Raw genomic sequence first — 18,852 nt, 5'->3', positions numbered from 1 at the left:
GTCGTGGCCATCTGGCAAATTTATCCGGGGAACCAGTATGACAACAGACAACCCATTAATCTCAATTTATATGCCTACCTGGAACAGGCAGCAGCTTGCAATTCGGGCGATTAAATCCGTCCTGCGCCAGGATTATGCGCACTGGGAAATGATTATCGTCGATGACTGCTCCAGTGCATATGAACAGCTACAGCAGTTTGTCGAAGGGCTAAACGACCCACGGGTTCACTATACCCACAATGAGAGTAATACCGGTGCTTGCGCGGTGCGCAATCAGGCTATTGTACAGGCACAAGGGCACTATATTACCGGTATTGATGATGATGATGAGTGGACGCCGAACCGCCTGAGCGTATTTCTGGCCCATAAGCATCAGCTCACCACGCACGCCTTTTTGTATGCCAACGACTATGTGTGCGAAGGTGAGGTCTACTCTCAGCCCGCCAGCCTGCCGCTGTACCCGAAATCGCCTTATTCGCGGCGCCTGTTCTACAAGCGCAATATTATCGGCAATCAGGTTTTTACCTGGGCCTGGCGTTTTAAAACATGTTTGTTCGATACCGAACTCAAGGCGGCGCAGGATTACGACATCTTCCTGCGCATGGTGGTGGAGTATGGCGAACCGTGGAAAGTTGAAGAGGCGACGCAAATTTTACATATCAACCATGGCGAGATGCAGATTACCTCTTCGCCGAAAAAGTTTTCCGGCTATTTTCACTTTTATCGCAAGCACAAAGATAAATTCGATCGCGCCAGCAAAAAATACCAGCTTTTTACGTTGTACCAAATTCGCAATAAGCGAATGACCTGGCGCACGTTACTGACGTTACTTTCCGTACGTAATAGTAAACGCCTGGCGGCTGGACTGCGAGGGCGATAATGATGCTGGACGACTTGCGCGCGAATAGCTGGAGTTTACGGCCCTGTTGCATGGTGCTGGCCTATCGTATTGCTCATTTTTGTTCCGTCTGGCGCAAAAAGAATGTGCTGAATAATCTGTGGGCCGCGCCAGTACTGGTGCTGTACCGCGTGATTACGGAATGCCTGTTCGGGTATGAAATCCAGGCGGCGGCAACCATTGGCCGGCGGTTCACTATCCATCATGGTTACGCTGTGGTGATCAACAAACATGTGGTGGCAGGCGACGATTTTACCATCCGCCACGGCGTCACCATTGGTAATCGCGGCGCGGACAGCCTGGCGTGTCCGGTGATTGGCAACGGCGTCGAGCTGGGGGCGAATGTCATCCTGCTTGGCGACATTACTATCGGCAATCACGTTACGATTGGCGCCGGCAGCGTGGTGCTGGACAGTATTCCGGACCATGCGTTAGTGACAGGAGAAAAAGCACGGGTGAAGGTCAGCACATGAATATTCTGCAATTTAATGTCCGCCTGGCGGAAGGCGGCGCGGCAGGTGTAGCGCTGGATCTTCATCTGCGGGCACTGCAAAAAGGGCTGACATCGCGTTTTGTCTATGGCTATGGCAAGGGTGGAAAAAAAAGCGTCAGCCATCACCACTATCCGCAGGTGATAAAACAGACGCCGCGCCTCACGGCCATCGCCAACATCGCGCTGTTTCGTTTTGTTAACCGCGATCTGTTTGGCAATCTTGATAACCTTTACCGCACGGTTATCCGGACATCCGGCCCGCTGGTGCTACATTTTCATGTTCTGCACAGTTACTGGCTGAACCTGGCGGATATCGTGGCGTTTTGCGAAAAAATCAAAGCGCAAAAACCAGACGTCACGCTGGTCTGGACGTTGCATGATCACTGGAGCGTCACCGGGCGCTGCGCCTTTACCGACGGTTGCGACGGCTGGAAACGCGGCTGTCAAAAATGCCCGACACTAAGTAATTACCCACCGGTGAAGGTGGATCGGGCGCATCAGCTTATTGACGACAAACGTCAGCGCTTTCGGGACATGCTGCGGCTGGGCTGCCAGTTTATTTCGCCGAGCCAGCACGTGGCTGAGGCCTTTAACAGCGTTTATGGCGCAGGGCGCTGCCAGATTATTAACAACGGTATCGATCTGGCGACCGAGGCGATTCTCGCGCAGCTATCTCCTGTGCCGCAGAATCCGGGCAAACCGCGAATTGCCATTGTGGCGCATGATTTACGTTACGACGGTAAAACCGATCAGCGGCTGGTACGCGACATCATGGCGCTGGGTGAAAAAATTGAACTGCATACCTTCGGTAAATTTTCGCCTTTTAGCGGGGAAAACGTCGTTAATCACGGTTTTGAAACCGATAAACGTAAATTAATGAGTGCCCTCAATGAAATGGATGCGCTGGTTTTTAGTTCGCGGGTCGATAACTATCCGCTGATTTTGTGTGAAGCGCTCTCCATCGGCGTACCGGTGCTCGCCACCCACAGCGAGGCGGCGCAGGAGGTGCTGGCGAAATCCGGCGGTCAAACCTTTGCTGCTACAGATGTACTGCGCCTGGTTCAGCAGAGTAAGCCAGAAATCGCTCAGGCGGTATTCGGCGCAACGCTGGATGCCTTTCGCGCCCGTAGTCGCGCTGCGTACAGCGGCCAACAGATGCTGGAGGAGTATGTCTCGTTCTATCAGAATCTGTAGCTACCTGCTGCTGCCGCTGATTTATTTACTGGTCAACGTTAAAATTGCCCAGCTCGGGGAAAGCTTTCCTATTACCATCGTCACTTTTTTACCGCTGTTGTTACTGCTGTTTGTGGAGCGCATCAGCGTAAAAAAATTGATGATTGCGTTAGGCGTCGGCGCGGGACTCACGGCGTTTAACTTCTTGTTCGGCCAGTCGCTCAATGCTGGTAAATATGTCACGTCCACGATGCTGTTTGTCTATATTGTGGTCATCATCGGGATGGTCTGGAGTATTCGCTTTAAAACTATTTCCGCACATAATCACAGGAAGATATTACGCTTTTTTTATCTGGTGGTGGCTACGGTGGTAGCGCTGGCCGCGGTTGAGATGGCGCAAATTATCCTCACTGGCGGCAGCAGTATGATGGAAGGAATTTCGAAATATCTTATTTACAGTAATAGCTATGTCCTGAATTTCATTAAATTTGGCGGCAAACGTACTACTGCACTTTATTTCGAACCGGCATTTTTCGCTTTGGCACTAATCTCAATTTGGCTTAGCATCAAACAGTTTGGTATCAAAACACCGAAAAGCGATGCTATGATTCTGGCAGGGATAATATTATCAGGATCATTTTCAGGGGTAATGACCTTTATCCTGTTTTACCTGCTGGAATGGGCGTTCCAATATTTGAATAAGGATGCGATAAAGAAAAAACTGCCGCTGGCGCTGGTCTCATTAACCCTGTTTTTGGTTGGGATAATTATTGCGTTTCCTTATATCGCGACACGTCTTGGCGATTTAGGGACGGAAGGTTCATCGTCTTATTATCGTATTGTAGGGCCATTAGTCATGGTTGGATATTCTTTGACCCATATTGATGGTGTAGTCAGATTTGGCTCACTTTATGAATATGTTGCATCATTCGGAATCTTTAACGGTGCGGATGTCGGAAAAACCATAGACAATGGATTGTATCTGCTAATTATTTATTTTTCCTGGTTCGCTGTGTTAATGGCGCTGTGGTATACGGGGAAAGTTTTAAAAATGGCGCTAAATGCGTTTGGCGATAATCGCAATTTTCGGGTGCAGCTCTATCTTTTTACGCCGGTATCGCTATTTTTTACCGGTTCAATATTTAGTCCGGAATATGCTTTTTTAATCGTTTGTCCGTTCATTTTGCGCAAGGCGTTAAAAATTTCATAACGGGGTGGTTGTATGTTTTTAAGCGTCGTTACTGTCGCCTTCCGCAATTACGAAGGGGTAGTAAAAACCTGGCGCTCGCTGCGTAATCTGGCGCGCGATCCTGGTCTGTCTTTTGAATGGATCGTTGTCGATGGCGGTTCGGAGGACGGCACGCGCGAATTTCTACAAAAACGTAACGGTGAGTTTAACCTGCGTTTTGTCAGTGAAAAAGATCGCGGTATTTATGATGCCATGAACAAAGGCATTGCGTTGGCGCAGGGGCGCTATACGTTGTTCCTTAATTCTGGCGATGTTTTTCACGATGATGCCGCGCTGTTTGTTCGCCAACTGGCGCGGCAAAAGAGCGAGGCGATGTATATTGGCGATGCACTGCTGGATTTTGGCGGCGGGCATAAAATATGCCGGAAGGCTAAGCCTGGCTGTTATATCTACCATAGTTTGCCAGCCAGTCATCAGGCGATATTTTTCCCAACGGCAGGGTTAAAACAGCATCCCTATGATCTGCAATATCATGTTTCTTCTGATTATGCGCTGGCGGCGCGTCTCTATAAAGCAGGGTATCCTTTCCGGCGAATTAAAGGGCTGGTATCTGAATTTTCGATGGGTGGCGTGTCAACCTCGAATAACCTGGAATTATGCCGGGATGCAAGAAATGTACAGCGGAAAATATTACGTGTACCGGGATTTTGGGCACAATTATCTTATTTAGTGCGTCTGAAAACGACGGGGAAAACAAAAGCGCGGTATAACAAAGTCTAATCATCAGGAGTTATTATGCAGGATCTTAGCGGCTTTACGGTGCCGAAAGGGTTCCGCGGCGCTAATGCACTAAAAGTACAATTATGGTGGGCGGTACAGGCGACATTATTCGCCGGGTCGCCGCAAATAATGTATCGCTGGCGAGCCTTTTTACTGCGTCTGTTTGGCGCCAGAATTGGAAAAGATGTGGTTATCAGGCCGTCAGTGAAAATTACTTACCCGTGGAAATTAACCGTTGGCGATTATGCCTGGGTAGGCGACGACGCCGTGTTATATACGTTGGGTGAAATTAACATTGGCGCGCATACGGTTATTTCACAAAAAAGTTATTTATGTACCGGTAGCCATGATTATACCAGCGCCCATTTCGATATTAACGCCGCGCCGATTGTTATTGGCGAAAAATGTTGGCTGGCGACCGATGTTTTCGTCGCGCCCGGTGTGACGATAGGTCATGGCACCGTCGTTGGTGCGCGCAGCAGCGTATTTAAATCATTACCGGCAAATGTGATTTGTCGGGGCAATCCCGCAGTGGTAACGCGCCAGCGCGTTCAGAAAGTTACTCCCTAACGGGACTATTTGAGGAAATGAAAATGTCAAAAGTCGCTCTTATTACTGGCGTAACCGGACAGGATGGTTCTTACCTGGCAGAATTTCTGCTGGAAAAAGGGTATGAGGTACACGGTATCAAGCGCCGCGCATCATCGTTTAATACCGAGCGCGTGGATCATATCTATCAGGACCCTCACAGCAGCAACCCGAAATTTCATCTGCACTATGGCGACCTGACTGACTCCTCCAACCTGACCCGCATTTTACAGGAAGTACAGCCGGATGAGGTCTACAACCTGGGGGCGATGAGCCACGTGGCAGTTTCGTTTGAGTCGCCGGAATATACCGCCGATGTGGATGCGATGGGCACGCTGCGCCTGCTGGAGGCGATCCGTTTCCTCGGGCTTGAAAAGAAAACCCGTTTCTACCAGGCCTCCACCTCTGAACTGTACGGTCTGGTGCAGGAGATCCCACAGAAAGAGACCACGCCGTTCTACCCGCGTTCCCCCTATGCGGTGGCAAAACTGTACGCCTACTGGATAACCGTCAACTACCGTGAATCCTATGGTATTTATGCCTGTAACGGCATTCTGTTTAACCATGAATCCCCGCGCCGCGGCGAAACCTTCGTCACCCGTAAAATTACCCGCGCCATTGCCAATATTGCCCAGGGGCTGGAGTCCTGCCTGTATCTCGGCAACATGGACTCGCTGCGCGACTGGGGCCATGCGAAGGATTACGTGCGGATGCAGTGGATGATGTTACAGCAGGAGCAGCCGGAAGATTTCGTCATTGCCACCGGTGTGCAGTACTCCGTACGCCAGTTTGTGGAAATGGCGGCGGCGCAGCTGGGGATCAAACTGCGCTTTGAAGGCGAAGGCATTGATGAAAAAGGGATCGTGGTATCCGTGACCGGCCACGATGCGCCGGGCGTAAAACCGGGGGATGTGATTGTGGCCGTTGATCCGCGCTATTTCCGTCCGGCTGAAGTGGAGACCCTGCTGGGCGACCCGTCCAAAGCGCATGAGAAACTGGGCTGGAAACCGGAAATCACTCTGTCAGAAATGGTGTCAGAGATGGTGGCGAACGATCTGGAGGCTGCGAAAAAACACTCACTGCTGAAGTCACATGGTTATGAGGTAGCCATCGCGCTGGAGTCCTGAGAATGAAAAAACAACGAATTTTTGTGGCGGGCCATCGCGGGATGGTGGGCTCCGCCATTGTACGGCAGCTTGCGCAGCGCGGCGACGTGGAGCTGGTGCTGCGTACCCGCGATGAGCTGGATTTGCTTGACGGGCGCGCGGTAGAGGCATTTTTTGCGAATACGTGTATTGACCAGGTCTATCTGGCGGCAGCGAAAGTGGGCGGCATTGTCGCTAACAACACGTATCCGGCGGATTTTATTTATCAGAACATGATGATTGAGAGCAACATCATTCATGCTGCACACCAGCACAACGTGAATAAACTGCTGTTTCTCGGTTCATCCTGCATCTATCCGAAACTGGCGAGGCAGCCGATAGCGGAAAGCGAACTGCTGCAGGGGACGCTGGAGCCAACCAATGAGCCGTATGCCATCGCCAAAATCGCCGGAATTAAACTGTGCGAGTCCTACAACCGTCAGTATGGTCGCGACTACCGTTCGGTGATGCCGACCAACCTGTACGGCCCGCATGACAATTTTCATCCGGACAATTCACACGTGATCCCGGCGCTGCTGCGCCGCTTCCATGAGGCCGCGCAGCATAATGCGCCGGACGTGGTGGTGTGGGGCAGCGGGACGCCAATGCGCGAATTTCTGCACGTTGACGATATGGCGGCGGCCAGCATCCACGTGATGGAGCTGGCGCGGGAAGTGTGGCAGGAGAACACCGACCCGATGCTGTCGCATATTAACGTCGGCACCGGCGTGGACTGCACCATCCGCGAGCTGGCGCAGACCATCGCAAAGGTGGTGGGTTACCAGGGCCGGGTGGTGTTTGATGCCGCGAAGCCGGACGGCACGCCGCGTAAATTGCTTGACGTCACGCGCCTGCACCAGCTTGGCTGGTATCACGAAATGTCGCTGGAAGCGGGTCTGGCCAGCACCTACCAGTGGTTCCTTGAGAATCAGCAGCGGTTCCGGGGGTGACAATGTTTTTACGTCAGGAAGATTTTGCCGCCGTGGTACGTTCCACGCCTCTTATCTCCCTCGATTTCATCGTGGAAAACGGGCAGGGAGAAATTCTGCTGGGCCAGCGTCTTAACCGTCCGGCGCAGGGCTACTGGTTTGTGCCGGGGGGGAGGGTATGCAAAGACGAAACGCTGGAGGCCGCCTTTGCACGCCTGACGCAGGCGGAACTGGGCGTGCGTCTGCCGCTGGCGGCAGGGACGTTTTATGGTGTCTGGCAGCACTTCTATGACGACAACTTTTCCGGTGAGGATTTCTCAACTCACTATATCGTGCTCGGCTTTCGTCTGCGCGTGGCGGAGAGCGATTTACACCTGCCTGACGCCCAGCATGGCAGTTACCGCTGGCTGACGCCGGCACAGCTTCTGGCAGGCGACAATATTCATGATAACAGTCGGGCCTACTTTCTTCCTGATGCTCAGGCGGTGGGATTATGAAGATCCTGGTCTATGGCATTAACTATTCGCCAGAACTGACGGGCATCGGCAAATACACCGGCGAAATGGTGGAGTGGATGGCGCGGGAAGGCCATGAGGTGCGGGTGATTACCGCCCCGCCGTACTACCCTCAATGGAAGATTGGCGAGCGCTATTCCGCCTGGCGGTATCGTCGGGAAGCGGGCGAGGTTACCGTCTGGCGCTGCCCGCTGTATGTGCCGAAACAACCCTCCACCTTAAAACGACTGCTTCATCTGGGTAGCTTTGCACTGAGCAGTTTTTTCCCGCTGATGGCCCAGCGTCGCTGGAAGCCGGATCGGATTATCGGCGTCGTGCCGACGCTCTTTTGCACGCCAGGAATGCGTCTGCTGGCGAAACTCTCCGGCGCGCGTACTGTACTCCATATTCAGGATTACGAAGTGGATGCCATGCTCGGCTTAGGGATGGCGGGAAAAGGCAAGCGCGGCAATGTCGCGCGATTAGCGGCGGCCTTTGAACGCAGCGCACTACATCATGTTGATAACGTCTCGACTATCTCTCGCTCCATGATAAATAAAGCGCGGGAAAAGGGCGTGGCAGCGGAAAAAATTCTCTTTTTCCCAAACTGGTCAGAGGTGGCGCGTTTTCAGAAGGTTAGTGATGCGGATGTGGCGGCTTTGCGACAGCGACTCGGCTTGCCCGAAGATAAAAACATCGTCCTCTATTCCGGCAACATCGGCGAAAAGCAGGGGCTGGAAAAGGTGGTTGACGCCGCGGAACAACTGCGCGATCGACCATTGATGTTTGCAATCGTCGGTCAGGGGGGCGGTAAGTCGCGTCTGGAAAATATGGCACGCGAACGTGGCCTGCCAAATATTAAATTTTTCCCGCTTCAGCCTTACGACGACCTACCTGCACTGCTGAAAATGGGCGACTGCCATCTGGTGGTGCAAAAGCGTGGTGCGGCGGACGCGGTACTGCCCTCCAAGCTGACTAACATTCTGGCCGTTGGCGGCAACGCGGTCATTACCGCTGAACCGAACACGGAGTTAGGACAACTTTGTACGCGCTATCCGGATATTGCCGTTTGCGTGGAACCGGAGTCGGTCGACGCGCTGGTGGCCGGTATTACCCGGGCGCTCGCCATGCCGAAAAACAACGCGGCGGCACGTGAATACGCCGAACGCACGCTCAATAAAGAGAATGTGCTGAGCCAATTTATTGCAGATATTCGGGGATGATAATGAGTCAGACAAAATTATATCCGGTTGTCATGGCCGGAGGCTCCGGTAGCCGGTTGTGGCCGCTTTCTCGCGTGCTTTATCCAAAACAGTTTCTGTGCCTGAAGGGCGATCTTACCATGCTGCAAACCACCATTTGCCGTCTGAACGGTGTGGAGTGTGAAAGCCCGGTCGTGATCTGCAATGAACAGCACCGCTTTATTGTCGCCGAACAGCTCCGTCAGCTTAATAAGTTGACGGAGAACATTATCCTTGAGCCCGCCGGACGCAACACCGCCCCGGCGATTGCGCTGGCGGCGCTGGCAGCGGCACGCCAGCATACGGACGGCGATCCGCTGATGCTGGTACTGGCGGCAGATCATGCGATCGCCAATGAAGAGGCGTTTCGCGATGCGGTACGCGGTGCGATACCCTATGCCGACGCGGGCAAACTGGTGACCTTCGGTATCGTGCCGGATCTGCCAGAAACCGGCTATGGCTATATCCGGCGCGGTGATGTGGTGCCGGGCGCGGTAGATGCGGTGGCTTTTGAGGTGGCGCAGTTCGTTGAAAAACCCGGTCTGGAAACCGCCCAGGCCTACGTCGCCAGCGGCGATTACTACTGGAACAGCGGCATGTTTCTGTTCCGCGCCGGACGCTATCTGGAAGAGCTGAAAAAGTTCCGGCCCGATATTCTGGCCGCCTGCGAACAGGCGATGCGCGGCGTCGATCCGGATCTCGACTTCATCCGTGTGGATGAAGACGCCTTCCTTGCCTGCCCGGAAGAGTCCATTGACTACGCGGTGATGGAGCGGACGGCGGACGCAGTGGTGATGCCGATGGACGCGGGCTGGAGCGATGTCGGCTCGTGGTCCTCGCTGTGGGAAATCAGCGCCCACACCCCGGAGGGAAACGTCCACCACGGCGACGTCATTAGCCATAAAACGGAAAACAGCTACGTTTACGCCGAATCCGGCCTGGTGACCACCGTCGGCGTGAAGGATCTGGTGGTGGTGCAAACCAAAGACGCCGTGTTGATTGCCGATCGTCACGCGGTGCAGGACGTAAAAAAGGTGGTGGAGAAGATCAAGGCTGACGGACGCCATGAGCACCATATGCACCGCGAGGTTTACCGTCCGTGGGGCAAATACGACTCCATCGACGCGGGCGAGCGCTATCAGGTGAAGCGCATTACGGTCAAGCCGGGGGAAGGGCTGTCGGTGCAGATGCACCATCACCGCGCCGAGCACTGGGTGGTGGTGGCGGGTACTGCCAGAGTCACCATTAACGGCGAGGTGAAACTGCTGGGTGAAAACGAGTCCATTTATATTCCGCTGGGGGCGACCCACTGCCTGGAAAATCCGGGAAAAATACCGCTCGATTTAATTGAAGTGCGTTCCGGCTCGTATCTCGAAGAGGACGACGTGGTGCGGTTCGAGGACCGGTACGGGCGGGTCTGACGCCTTAAATGGTGCCTGGTAAGCGCACCGCGCCATCCGGCAATTAACAACAATAACGATTTTGGCCATTTACGGTCAGGGCCGACTGTTGCCTGAAAAAGGGTAAAAGATGAATAAATTAACCTGTTTCAAAGCCTACGATATTCGCGGCAGGCTGGGCGAAGAGCTCAATGAAGATATCGCGTGGCGGATTGGCCGCGCCTACGGCGAATATTTAAAACCGAAAACCATCGTGCTGGGCGGCGACGTGCGTCTGACCAGTGAGTCCCTGAAGCTGGCGCTGGCAAAAGGGTTGCAGGATGCGGGCGTGGACGTGCTGGATATCGGCATGTCCGGCACCGAAGAAATTTACTTCGCCACTTTCCACCTCGGCGTGGACGGCGGCATTGAAGTGACCGCCAGCCATAACCCGATGGACTACAACGGCATGAAGCTGGTGCGCGAGGGCGCCCGCCCGATAAGCGGCGATACCGGCCTGCGTGACGTTCAGCGCCTGGCGGAAGCGGATGACTTTCCGCCGGTGAACGAGGCCGCGCGCGGCAGTTACAGACAAATCAGCCTGCGCGACGCCTATATCGACCATCTGCTGGGGTATATCAGCGTCAGCAATCTCACCCCGCTGAAGCTGGTGGTGAATGCCGGTAACGGGGCGGCGGGGCCGGTGGTGGACGCCATCGAAGCGCGGCTGAAGGCGCTGGGCGCGCCGGTGGAGTTTATCAAAATCCATAACACACCGGACGGGACCTTCCCGAACGGCATTCCCAACCCGCTGCTGCCGGAGTGTCGGGACGACACCCGCAATGCCGTTATTGAACACGGCGCGGATATGGGTATCGCCTTTGACGGCGACTTCGACCGCTGCTTCCTGTTCGATGAGAAAGGGCAGTTCATTGAGGGGTACTACATTGTCGGCCTGCTGGCGGAAGCGTTCCTCGAAAAACACCCGGGGGCGAAGATTATCCACGACCCGCGCCTGACCTGGAACACGGAGGCTGTGGTGACGGCAGCGGGCGGGACACCGGTGATGTCAAAAACCGGGCACGCCTTTATCAAGGAGCGGATGCGTGCGGAGGATGCCATTTATGGCGGGGAAATGAGCGCGCATCACTATTTTCGTGATTTTGCCTACTGCGACAGCGGGATGATCCCGTGGCTGCTGGTGGCGGAGCTGGTGTGCCTGAAAGGGCAGTCGCTGGGTGAACTGGTCCGCGACCGGATGGCGGCGTACCCGGCGAGCGGGGAAATCAACAGCAGGCTGGCGGAGCCGGCGGAGGCCATTGCGCGGGTGGAAGCGTACTTCGCGGAAGAGGCGCAGGCGGTGGACCGCACGGACGGCCTCAGCATGTCGTTCGACGGCTGGCGTTTCAACCTGCGTTCGTCGAACACCGAACCGGTGGTGCGCCTGAATGTGGAATCACGCGGCGATATTCCGCTGATGGAAGCGCGAACACGCACTCTGCTGGCGCTGCTGAATCAGTAACGTCAGATCTCCCCTTACCGCCTGCGGGGTGAGGGGCCAATCACAGGAACAACGATGACAAATCTAAAAAAGCGCGAACGAGCCAAAACCAATGCATCGTTAATCTCTATGGTGCAACGCTTTTCAGATATCACCATCATGTTTGGCGGGCTGTGGTTCATCTGTGAAATCAGTGGACTGCCATTCCTGTACATGCACCTGTTGGTGGCGCTGATTACGCTGGTTGTTTTTCAGATGCTGGGGGGGATGACCGATTTTTATCGCTCCTGGCGCGGCGTCAAAATATCGACCGAGTTAACGCTGCTGCTACAAAACTGGACTCTGAGTCTGATCTTCAGCGCCGGCTTAGTGGCGTTTAATCATGACTTCGACAACCGCCTCGCTATCTGGCTGAGCTGGTATGCGCTGTCCAGCGTGGGCCTGGTATTATGCCGTTCACTCATTCGTTATGGCGCCGGATGGCTGCGCAATCGCGGCTATAACAAACGCCGGGTTGCGGTTGCCGGAGATTTGCCGGCAGGCCAGACGCTGCTGGACAGTTTTCGTCACCAACCGTGGCTGGGTTTCGAGGTAGTGGGCGTCTATCACGATCCTAAACCGGGCGGCGTCTCTTCTGACTGGGCCGGAAACTTCGGGCAGTTAATTGAAGATGCGAAAGCGTCGCGTATTCATAATGTTTATATCGCTATGTCGATAAGCGACGGCGCCACAGTAAAAAAACTGGTGCGCGAACTGGCCGATACTACCTGCTCCGTGATCCTTATTCCCGATGTATTTACCTTTAACATTCTCCATTCGCGCGTGGAGGAGGTGAGCGGCGTTCCGGTTGTGCCGCTGTATGACACGCCGCTGTCAGGAATTAACCGCCTGCTGAAGCGGGCGGAGGATATTGTACTGGCGTCGCTGATTTTGCTGTTGATCTCGCCGGTACTGTGCTGCATTGCGCTGGCGGTCAAACTGAGTTCACCCGGTCCGGTAATTTTTTGTCAGACGCGCTACGGCATGGATGGCAAACCGATCAGCGTCTGGAAGTTTCGTTCCATGAAAGTCATGGAGAACGACAAGGTCGTTACCCAGGCAACGCAAAACGATCCGCGGGTAACGAAGGTCGGCAACTTTCTGCGCCGTACGTCGCTGGATGAACTACCGCAGTTTATTAACGTGCTCACTGGCGGGATGTCTATCGTTGGTCCACGTCCGCACGCGGTAGCGCATAACGAACAGTATCGTCAGCTGATTGAGGGCTATATGTTGCGCCACAAGATGAAGCCGGGCATTACCGGCTGGGCGCAGATCAACGGCTGGCGTGGTGAGACCGATACGCTGGAGAAAATGGAAAAACGCGTGGAGTTCGACCTGGAATACATCCGCGAATGGAGTCTCTGGTTCGACATCAAAATTGTTTTTCTGACGATTTTCAAAGGGTTTGTGAATAAAGCGGCGTATTAAGAACCTGACTCACAAGGCTATTTTATTTGCCATATTGAACCAGGGCAGTGCTCAATCTGGCTGCGCCAATGACGCCTTGTGAACAGGTTCTGGAGAAAAGAATGAGTTTACGACAAAAAACGATCAGCGGTGCGAAGTGGTCGGCTATTGCTACGGTCATTATCATCAGCCTGGGGTTGATTCAGATGACGGTGCTGGCGCGTATGATTGATAACCACCAGTTTGGTTTGTTGACCGTCTCGCTGGTGATTATCGCGCTGGCCGACACGCTCTCAGATTTTGGGATAGCGAACTCAATTATCCAGCGCAAAGCGATTAGCCATCTGGAGCTCACCACCTTGTACTGGTTGAATGTGGGCCTCGGAATCGTGGTGTGTGTAACGGTGTATCTGCTGAGCGATGTCATCGCCGACGTCCTGCACAATCCGGATCTTGCGCCGCTTATTAAAACGTTGTCGCTGGCGTTTATCGTGATCCCCCATGGGCAGCAGTTCCGCGCGCTGATGCAAAAAGAGCTGGAGTTCAATAAGATCGGCATGATCGAAACGATCTCCGTCCTGGCAGGGTTCACCTTTACAGTGATTAGCGCCCATTACTGGCCGCTGGCGTTAACCGCGATTCTCGGCTACCTGGTCAACAGTGTGGTGCGTACGCTGTTGTTCGGCTACGTTGGCCGCAAAATCTACCGTCCAGGGCTGCACTTTTCGCTGGCGTCGGTGTCCTCGAACCTGCGTTTTGGTGCGTGGCTGACGGCGGACAGTATCGTCAATTACATCAACACTAATCTGTCAACGCTGGTACTGGCGCGGATTCTCGGTGCGGGCGTCGCCGGAGGGTATAATCTTGCGTACAACGTGGCGGTTGTGCCGCCGATGAAGCTCAACCCGATTATTACCCGTGTACTGTTTCCGGCGTTCGCCAAAATCCAGGACGACACGGAGAAGCTGCGTGTTAACTTCTACAAGCTACTTTCCGTGGTGGGCATCATTAATTTTCCCGCGCTGCTGGGGCTGATGGTGGTGGCCAACAATTTTGTGCCGCTGGTGTTCGGCGAAAAATGGCACAGCATTATCCCGATCCTGCAATTGCTGTGTGTCGTGGGGCTGCTGCGCTCGGTCGGCAACCCGATTGGTTCGCTACTGATGGCGAAGGCGCGGGTCGATATCAGCTTTAAGTTCAATGTCTTTAAAACATTTCTGTTTATCCCGGCGATTCTCATCGGCGGTCATCTGGCGGGCGCGATTGGCGTGACGTTGGGGTTCCTGACAGTGCAAATCATCAACACGATTCTGAGCTACTTCGTGATGATTAAACCCGTTCTTGGCTCCAGCTATCGTCAGTACATGCTGAGTTTGTGGCTGCCATTTTATCTCTCCTTGCCGACGCTGGCGGTGAGCTACGGGCTGGGCATCGCATTGCGTGGGCACTTTTCGATTGGCCTCGTGCTGGCAACACAAATTGCAGCCGGGGTACTGGCGTTTATGGTGATGATGATTGTCTCCCGCCATCCGCTGGTGGTGGAGATGAAACGTCAATTTTGTCGCAGCGAAAAAATGAAAACCCTGTTACGGGCAGGCTGAATATCCCCATTTTTGCCGGATGGCGGCTTATGCCTGCTCCGGACTACGATTTGAGGTCTTTATGAAATTATTAATCCTGGGCAACCATACCTGCGGCAACCGTGGCGACAGCGCGATTTTACGCGGTTTGCTGGATGCGATTAACTACCTTCAGCCAGAGGCGCAGGTGGATGTGATGAGTCGCTATCCGGTGAGTTCGTCATGGCTTTTGAATCGTCCTGTGATGGGGGATCCGCTCTTTTTACAGATGAAACAGCATAACAGCGCCGCCGGCGTCATGGGGCGGGTAAAAAAAGTGCTTCGTCGTCGCTATCAACACCAGGTGCTGCTTTCCCGGGTAACCGACACTGGCAAACTGCGTAATATCGCTATCGCGCAGGGGTTCACCGACTTTGTCCGGCTGCTCTCCGGCTATGACGCCGTTATTCAGGTTGGTGGTTCGTTTTTTGTCGATCTCTACGGTGTGCCGCAGTTTGAGCACGCACTGTGTACCTTTATGGCGAAAAAACCGTTGTACATGATTGGTCATAGTGTCGGGCCGTTTCAGGATCCGCAATTTAATCAACTGGCTAACTACGTGTTTGGTTATTGCGATGCACTGATCCTGCGCGAGTCGGTGAGCCTGGATTTAATGAAACGCAGTAACATCACCACAGCGAAGATTGAACACGGCGTTGATACCGCGTGGCTGGTGGACCACCATGCCGAGGATTTTGAGCCGGGTTATGCCGTGCAACACTGGCTGGATGTTGCCGCCAGACAGAAAACCGTCGCCATTACTTTGCGTGAGCTGGCGCCATTTGATAAGCGTCTTAATACCACCCAGGCGGCTTATGAGAAAGCTTTCGCCGGCGTGGTGAATCGGATCATTGAAGAGGGTTACCAGGTGGTTGCGCTCTCAACCTGTACCGGCATCGATAGTTACAACAAGGATGACCGGATGGTGGCGCTGAATTTGCGCCAGCACATCAGCGACTTGTCACGCTATCACGTGGTAATGGATGAGCTTAACGATCTTGAAATGGGCAAAATCCTCGGCGCGTGCGTGCTGACCGTTGGTACCCGTCTGCATTCGGCGATTATCTCAATGAATTTCGCCACCCCGGCAATCGCTATCAACTATGAACACAAGTCCGCAGGTATCATGCAACAGTTGGGAATGCCGGAGATGGCGATAGATATCCGCCATCTGCTGGATGGCAGCCTCAACGCGATGGTCGCTGATACGCTGGGACAGTTACCGCAGGTCAATAAACGTCTGGCAGCGGCGGTGCGCCGTGAGCGCGAGCAGGGACTGCGGATGGTGGAGTCGGTACTGGCCCGTATCGGGGAGGCGCAATGAAGGTCAGCTTCTTTTTACTGAAATTTCCGCTTTCCTCGGAGACCTTCGTTCTCAACCAGATCACTGCGTTTATTGATATGGGGTTTGATGTAGAAATCATCGCCCTGCAAAAAGGCGATACGCAAAACACGCACGCCGCCTGGGAAAAGTATCATTTGGCGGCAAAAACCTGCTGGTTACAGGATGAGCCACAGGGCCGCCTGGCAAAACTGCGCTATCGGCTAGTTAAAACATTGCCGGGGCTGTACCGGACGGCAACATGGAAAGCGCTTAATTTTTCGCGCTATGGCGATGAATCACGCAACCTGATCCTGTCATCTATTTGTGCGCAGGTGAACACGCCGTTTGTGGCGGATGTGTTTATCGCCCACTTTGGCCCGGCGGGCGTAACGGCGGCAAAGCTGCGTGAACTGGGCGTGATTCGTGGCAAGATCGCGACCATTTTCCACGGGATTGATATCTCCAGCCGGGAGGTACTCAACCATTACACACCTGAATATCAGCATTTATTCCACCGTGGCGATCTGATGCTGCCTGTCAGCGATCTTTGGGCCGAACGGCTGAAAAACATGGGCTGTCCACCGGAGAAGATAGCCGTTTCACGAATGGGCGTCGACATGACGCGTTTTACCCATCGTCCGGTGAAAGCGCCCGCTACGCCGCTGCAGATTATCTCTGTTGCTCGTCTGACGGAGAAAAAAGGGCTGCATGTGGCGATTGAGGCCTGCCGTCAGTTGAAGGAGCAGGGAGTGGCGTTTCGTTACCGCATTCTGGGCATCGGCCCATGGGAACGGCGGCTGCGCACGCTCATAGAGCAGTATCAACTTGATGATGTCATAGAGATGCCAGGCTTTAAACCCAGCCATGATGTGAAAGCGATGCTGGATAAGGCGGATGTTTTTCTGCTGCCCTCTATTACCGGCGCCGATGGCGACATGGAAGGTATTCCGGTCGCACTGATGGAGGCAATGGCGGTGGGGCTCCCCGTGGTATCTACTGTGCATAGTGGTATTCCGGAACTGGTAGAGGCCGGGAAATCCGGCTGGCTGGTGCCGGAAAACGATGCGCAGGCGCTGGCGGCCCGACTTGAAATTTTCAGCCGGATCGACCACGACACACTGAAACCGGTAGTGCAGCGCGCCCGTGAAAAAGTGGCGCAAGATTTTAACCAGCAGGTGATTAATCGGCAGTTAGCCAGCCTGCTGCAAACGATGTAAACGAGGTGGTATGCCAGCGAATAAACTTTCCCGACGTACGCTCCTGACGGCAGGTTCCGCGCTTGCCGCTCTACCTTTTCTGCACATATTACCAGTACAGGCGCGTGAACCTCGTCAGACTGTCGATATAACAGATTACCCGGCAGATGATAGTATTGCCTCGTTCAGACAGGCATTCGCTGACGGGAACACTGTGATCGTACCGCCGGGGTGGGTATGTGAAAATATCAATGCCGCAATAACGATTCCGCCAGGAAAAACGTTGCGTGTACAGGGCGCGGTACACGGCAATGGTCGGGGAAGGTTCATTCTGCAGGACGGGTGCCAGGTCGTGGGAGAGCAGGGCGGTAACCTGTACAATGTGACGCTGGATGTACGCGGATCGGACTGTGTAATTAAAGGCGTGACGATGCGTGGTTTTGGCCCTGTCGCGCAAATTTTCATTGGCGGTAAAGAACCGACAGTAATGCGCAATCTGATCATTGATGATATCACCGTTACCCACGCCAACTACGCCATTCTGCGGCAGGGTTTCCATAACCAAATGGATGGGGCGCGGATTACGCATAGCCGTTTTAGCGACCTGCAGGGAGACGCCATTGAGTGGAATGTCGCGATTAACGACCGCAACATCCTGATTTCCGATCACGTCATCGAACGCATTGATTGTACCAATGGCAAAATCAACTGGGGGATCGGTATTGGTCTGGCGGGCAGCACCTATGACAATAGCTATCCCGAAGATCAGGCGGTAAAAAACTTTGTGGTAGCCAATATTACCGGATCTGATTGCCGACAGTTGGTACATGTAGAAAATGGCAAACATTTTGTCATTCGCAACGTGAAAGCCAAAAACATCACGCCTGATTTTAGTAAAAAAGCGGGAATTGATAACGCAACGATAGCAATTTATGGCTGTGATAATTTCATCATTGATAATATTGATATGACGAATAGTGCAGGGATGCTTATTGGCTATGGTGTGGTAAAAGGAAAGTATCTGTCTATTCCGCAAAACTTTAAATTAAATGCGGTTCGGTTGGATAATAGCCAGCTTGTTTATAAATTACGCGGCATCCAAATCTCCTCTGGCAACGCTCCTTCGTTTGTCGCTATCACTAACGTGCGGGTGACGCATGCCACACTGGAGCTGCATAATCAACCGCAGCATCTTTTCCTGCGTAATATCAATGTGATGCAAAGCTCAGCGATTGGGCCGGCGCTAAAAATGCACTTCGATTTGCGTAAAGATGTCCGTGGTCAATTTATGGCCCGCCAGGACACGCTGCTTTCCCTCGCTAATGTTTATGCCATCAATGAAAACGGGCAGAGTTCGGTAGATATAGACAGGATTAATCACCAGACCGTGAATGTTGAAGCAGTGAATTTTTCGCTGCCGAAGCGGGAAGGGTAAAATCCAGGCGGCACAATCT

At 53.6% G+C, this 18,852-nt stretch carries 17 protein-coding genes; all 17 read left to right on the top strand.

The window, feature by feature from the left end; genetic code table 11:
• Positions 1-37: 37 nt before the first annotated feature.
• Entirely contained in the window at positions 38-880 is an 843-nt protein-coding gene (gene wcaA, locus SBG_RS09950; RefSeq protein ID WP_000205689.1) for a colanic acid biosynthesis glycosyltransferase WcaA, read from the top strand.
• A 2-nt stretch (positions 881-882) separates the two neighbouring features.
• Entirely contained in the window at positions 883-1,371 is a 489-nt protein-coding gene (gene wcaB, locus SBG_RS09945; RefSeq protein ID WP_015702925.1) for a colanic acid biosynthesis acetyltransferase WcaB, read from the top strand.
• Positions 1,368-2,585: a colanic acid biosynthesis glycosyltransferase WcaC gene (gene wcaC, locus SBG_RS09940; RefSeq protein ID WP_001023834.1), complete on the top strand. Its 1,218-nt coding sequence runs from the start codon at positions 1,368-1,370 to the stop codon at positions 2,583-2,585. The genes wcaB and wcaC overlap by 4 nt, the downstream gene beginning before the upstream one ends.
• Complete coding sequence (wcaD, locus tag SBG_RS09935; RefSeq protein WP_000091404.1) at positions 2,560-3,774, top strand: colanic acid polymerase WcaD; 1,215 nt, start codon at positions 2,560-2,562, stop codon at positions 3,772-3,774. The genes wcaC and wcaD overlap by 26 nt, the downstream gene beginning before the upstream one ends.
• 12 nt (positions 3,775-3,786) lie before the next feature.
• Positions 3,787-4,533 carry a colanic acid biosynthesis glycosyltransferase WcaE gene (gene wcaE, locus SBG_RS09930; protein ID WP_000480140.1) on the top strand — a complete coding sequence of 249 codons (747 nt, stop codon included), beginning with the start codon at positions 3,787-3,789 and terminating at the stop codon, positions 4,531-4,533.
• A 15-nt stretch (positions 4,534-4,548) separates the two neighbouring features.
• Positions 4,549-5,103: a colanic acid biosynthesis acetyltransferase WcaF gene (gene wcaF, locus SBG_RS09925; protein WP_001153606.1), complete on the top strand. Its 555-nt coding sequence runs from the start codon at positions 4,549-4,551 to the stop codon at positions 5,101-5,103.
• Between the two features lie 23 nt (positions 5,104-5,126).
• Positions 5,127-6,248, top strand: a complete 1,122-nt coding sequence (gmd, locus tag SBG_RS09920) for a GDP-mannose 4,6-dehydratase (RefSeq protein ID WP_000048168.1) — start codon at positions 5,127-5,129, stop codon at positions 6,246-6,248.
• A 2-nt stretch (positions 6,249-6,250) separates the two neighbouring features.
• Positions 6,251-7,216 carry a GDP-L-fucose synthase gene (gene fcl, locus SBG_RS09915; protein ID WP_000744694.1) on the top strand — a complete coding sequence of 322 codons (966 nt, stop codon included), beginning with the start codon at positions 6,251-6,253 and terminating at the stop codon, positions 7,214-7,216.
• A gap of 2 nt (positions 7,217-7,218) precedes the next feature.
• Positions 7,219-7,692 (top strand): GDP-mannose mannosyl hydrolase, encoded by a 474-nt coding sequence (locus SBG_RS09910; RefSeq protein ID WP_024135062.1) that lies wholly within the window; start codon positions 7,219-7,221, stop codon positions 7,690-7,692.
• Positions 7,689-8,912 carry a colanic acid biosynthesis fucosyltransferase WcaI gene (gene wcaI / locus SBG_RS09905; protein ID WP_000699773.1) on the top strand — a complete coding sequence of 408 codons (1,224 nt, stop codon included), beginning with the start codon at positions 7,689-7,691 and terminating at the stop codon, positions 8,910-8,912. The genes SBG_RS09910 and wcaI overlap by 4 nt, the downstream gene beginning before the upstream one ends.
• Positions 8,909-10,351 carry a mannose-1-phosphate guanyltransferase gene (gene cpsB, locus SBG_RS09900; RefSeq protein WP_000606040.1) on the top strand — a complete coding sequence of 481 codons (1,443 nt, stop codon included), beginning with the start codon at positions 8,909-8,911 and terminating at the stop codon, positions 10,349-10,351. The genes wcaI and cpsB overlap by 4 nt, the downstream gene beginning before the upstream one ends.
• A gap of 109 nt (positions 10,352-10,460) precedes the next feature.
• Positions 10,461-11,831, top strand: coding sequence for a colanic acid biosynthesis phosphomannomutase CpsG (gene cpsG, locus SBG_RS09895; protein ID WP_001038235.1), 1,371 nt, complete (start codon positions 10,461-10,463; stop codon positions 11,829-11,831).
• 54 nt (positions 11,832-11,885) lie between these two features.
• Complete coding sequence (gene wcaJ / locus SBG_RS09890; protein WP_000183152.1) at positions 11,886-13,280, top strand: undecaprenyl-phosphate glucose phosphotransferase; 1,395 nt, start codon at positions 11,886-11,888, stop codon at positions 13,278-13,280.
• Between the two features lie 101 nt (positions 13,281-13,381).
• A complete protein-coding gene (gene wzxC / locus SBG_RS09885) occupies positions 13,382-14,860 on the top strand; it encodes a colanic acid undecaprenyl disphosphate flippase WzxC (protein ID WP_000058694.1) in 1,479 nt (492 codons plus the stop codon).
• Positions 14,861-14,921: 61 nt separating this feature from the next.
• Positions 14,922-16,202, top strand: a complete 1,281-nt coding sequence (wcaK, locus tag SBG_RS09880) for a colanic acid biosynthesis pyruvyl transferase WcaK (protein ID WP_024135060.1) — start codon at positions 14,922-14,924, stop codon at positions 16,200-16,202.
• The gene (gene wcaL / locus SBG_RS09875) at positions 16,199-17,419 is read left to right on the top strand and encodes a colanic acid biosynthesis glycosyltransferase WcaL (RefSeq protein WP_000868496.1); all 1,221 of its coding nucleotides are present in this window, start codon (positions 16,199-16,201) and stop codon (positions 17,417-17,419) included. The genes wcaK and wcaL overlap by 4 nt, the downstream gene beginning before the upstream one ends.
• A gap of 10 nt (positions 17,420-17,429) precedes the next feature.
• A complete protein-coding gene (gene wcaM / locus SBG_RS09870) occupies positions 17,430-18,833 on the top strand; it encodes a colanic acid biosynthesis protein WcaM (protein ID WP_001111210.1) in 1,404 nt (467 codons plus the stop codon).
• The last annotated feature ends 19 nt before the right edge of the window (positions 18,834-18,852 follow it).

This window comes from Salmonella bongori NCTC 12419 (genome assembly GCF_000252995.1).
GTDB classification, from domain to species: Bacteria; Pseudomonadota; Gammaproteobacteria; order Enterobacterales; family Enterobacteriaceae; genus Salmonella; species Salmonella bongori.
This window is presented reverse-complemented; position numbering and strand designations above follow the sequence as displayed.